This window comes from Bradyrhizobium sp. (assembly GCF_019242285.1).
In the GTDB taxonomy this organism is placed as follows: Bacteria; Pseudomonadota; Alphaproteobacteria; order Rhizobiales; family Xanthobacteraceae; genus Bradyrhizobium.
This window is the reverse complement of sequence record NZ_JAFAVV010000121.1, coordinates 1-2,705: the sequence shown is the minus strand read 5'-3', so window position 1 is coordinate 2,705 and position 2,705 is coordinate 1. Positions and strand designations below refer to the sequence as shown.

The 2,705-nt window shown below is 65.5% G+C and carries 3 protein-coding genes and 1 pseudogene; 1 reads left to right on the top strand and 3 read right to left on the bottom strand.

The genetic code is table 11. From position 1 onward, the window contains the following. From JOY90_RS04430 to hpaR, 3 genes and pseudogenes are all read right to left on the bottom strand, one after another. Nucleotides 1-191: pseudogene (locus JOY90_RS04430) on the bottom strand (2,4-dihydroxyhept-2-ene-1,7-dioic acid aldolase); the annotation flags it as partial. 57 nt (nt 192-248) lie between these two features. After that, complete coding sequence (locus JOY90_RS04425; protein WP_291689941.1) at nt 249-1,334, bottom strand: malate/lactate/ureidoglycolate dehydrogenase; 1,086 nt, start codon at nt 1,332-1,334, stop codon at nt 249-251. A 187-nt stretch (nt 1,335-1,521) separates the two neighbouring features. Continuing rightward, a complete protein-coding gene (gene hpaR / locus JOY90_RS04420) occupies nt 1,522-2,067 on the bottom strand; it encodes a homoprotocatechuate degradation operon regulator HpaR (protein ID WP_291689940.1) in 546 nt (181 codons plus the stop codon). A 209-nt stretch (nt 2,068-2,276) separates the two neighbouring features. Between hpaR and JOY90_RS04415 the strand changes: the two genes are divergently transcribed. Beyond that, nucleotides 2,277-2,675 (top strand): 5-carboxymethyl-2-hydroxymuconate Delta-isomerase, encoded by a 399-nt coding sequence (locus JOY90_RS04415; RefSeq protein ID WP_291689939.1) that lies wholly within the window; start codon nt 2,277-2,279, stop codon nt 2,673-2,675. The last annotated feature ends 30 nt before the right edge of the window (nt 2,676-2,705 follow it).

Below are 2,705 nucleotides of genomic sequence, written 5' to 3'. Positions count from 1 at the left end.
TGGCCGTTCATCGACTGAAAACACTGCACCATGGAGAGGTAGTCCTGCACGCCATGCTGCATGTCGACGGTGACGCTGTCGAAGCCGCATTGCGCGATCACCTCGGCGGAGAAGCCGGACGGGATGGCAAGCCAGGCGTTTACCACGGCCTTGCCCTGCGCCCAGACTTGCTTGACCTTGTTATTTGCCACGTTGGGTTCCTTCCCTCTTGCTTGGTCCCGAATGCCTCGCCGATCGCGTCGGCAGGCTCACGCCGCCGCCCGCTGGATGCTGGCCTCGCTGACGCCGACCTCGCGTGCGGTGTTCACTATTGCCGCCCAGGTATCGTCCGGCAAGGGGACGCCGTTCTGGCCGCGCTCGGCGCGAGTCCTGCGCTCGGGGTCGCCGGGGATCAGCACCTGCTCGACGCCGGCCACCGGCCTGGTCTGGCGGATGAAATCCGTGTAGCGCGCGATCTCGCCGTCGAAGTAGTTCGAGGGATCGACGACCTTGGGGTCGACATAGAACGCCAGCATGCCATTGGCGAAGCGCCGGTTCGGCGCGGTGGCGCCCGTTCCGGTCAGGGCGCCGCCGAGCAGTTCGCAGATGAAGGCCAGTCCCGAGCCCTTGTGCTCGCCGAAGGCCCGGATGGCGCCGGTGCCTTTTGTGTGGTCGCGCGGCCCGTCCGGCGTGTACGGCCCGTACATCACGTGCGGATCCTCGCTGAGCGTGCCATCGGCATCGATCAGCGCGCCCTTCGGCAGCGCCTTGCCGCCGCGGCTCGCAACCAGGCATTTGCCCTCGGCGACGATCGAGGTCGCGAAGTCGAGCACGATCGGGGCCTCTCCCTGGCGCGGAATCCCGACGCAATAGGGCGCGGTCGACAGCCTCTTCTCGACACCGCCGAATGGCGCCACCAGCAGCGAGCCCGCGGCGTTGACGAAATGCACCGACACCAGCCCCTCGGCGGCAGCCATCTCGGCCCAGTCGCCGACCCGGCCGATATGTCCGGCATTGCGCAGCGCCACGGCCGAAAGCCCCGCCTTCCTGCATTTCTCGATGCCGATCCGGACCGCGATCGGCGTCACCGTCTGGCCGTAGCCGAACTTGCCGTCGACCACCGCCAGCGACGGCGTGTCGACGACGATTTCGGGTGTCTGGTTCGGTACCACCGAGCCATTCTTCTTCCAGCGGATATAGACGGGAACCCGGATCACGCCGTGGCTATCATGACCGGTAAGATTGGCCGTCGTGAGATAGGTCGCGATGCGGCGCGCCTCTTCGGGCGAGGATTCCGCATGCGCGAACACGTCGGCGACGAAATCGATGAGGTTCTCGACCTTGATGGTGACCATGGATCGTTGGCTCGTTATCTTCGAACTTATACGCTGGTCGGGGTTTGCCGCCGAGCACACTACGCCCGGTCTCCAGCACATGGCCATAGTCGGCCGATGGATAGGCCCATGCGCGCTCGACCAGCAAGACAGTCGTGATGCGGCGGATCTCGCCGATGCACGCCAGCCATGCGTCCGCTCCGCCATGTCATGCAAATTTGCGCCCACTGGTCAACTTGGCGTCTTCATCGCCCAGATCGAGCCCCGCGAGGCTGGCCTCCAGCGCACCCAACATGTCCTGAAGCTCGGCGAGCTTGCGGGTGCCGTAGCGCCGGGAGATGGCGGCATAGATCGCCTCCGACGACGGCGCGACAGCGCTCATCAGCTTCACCCCCTTCTCCGAGATCGACACCACGCCGCGACGCAGATCGCCTTCCGCGCTCCGCCGCTCGATCAGCCTGCGCGCCTCGAGATCGCGCAGGATCCGCGACAGGCTCGGCCCGAGCAGGAAGGCGGTGCGCGCGAGCTCGGTGACCTCGATGGCATCGACCGCCGCCAGCGCGCGCAGGATGCGCCATTGCTGTTCGGTCAGATCGTGACGCCGCAGCGACGGACGGAACTGGCGCATCACCGCCTCGCGCGCGCGGAGCAGCGCCATCGGCAGCGAGCGCGAGAAATCGCGCATCGGCACGCGGCGCGAGGCGGGCTTGCCGATGGCGCCCGCACGCGATCCATTAGCGGATCTCTTTGGCATCGATCACTTTCGCGGCTCTTTTGACGCTGCATCGCAGTGGCCGTCATTGGGATTTGATCCGAACCATTTAACATGTTAAGCATCTCGCCGCACCCTCCTTCTGGCCGAGCACGCATGGCCCCCTTCGGATTCCATTCCGACCGATCGCGGCCCCCGTGGCCGGTGAGCTGCTATCTGGCCTGAGCAAGCCAACGTGGAGTGATCCCGCCATGCCGCATTTCACCATCGAATATTCCGCCAATCTCGACGGCCGCGTCGACATGAGCGAAATCTGCGAGGTCGTCCGCAGGGCCGCGGTCGAGACCGGCATCTTCCCGCTCGGCGGCATCCGCGTGCGCGCGATCCGCTGCGAGCATTATGCGATCGCCGACGGCAATGCGAAGCTCTCGTTTCTCGCCATGATGCTGCGGCTCGGCGAGGGCCGTGATCTCGTGACCCGCAAGAAGGCCGGTGAGCATGTCTTCAAGGCGCTGTCGGCGCACCTCGATCCCGTTTTCGCCGGAAGCAGGTTCGCGCTGTCGTTCGACATGCAGATCAACGACAAGGAGACGAGCTGGAAGCGCAACAACATCCACAAGGCGTTGAAGGCGGAGGCTGCGCATGGATAAGGCCACCCCGACATCCGATCTGTTCCAGGC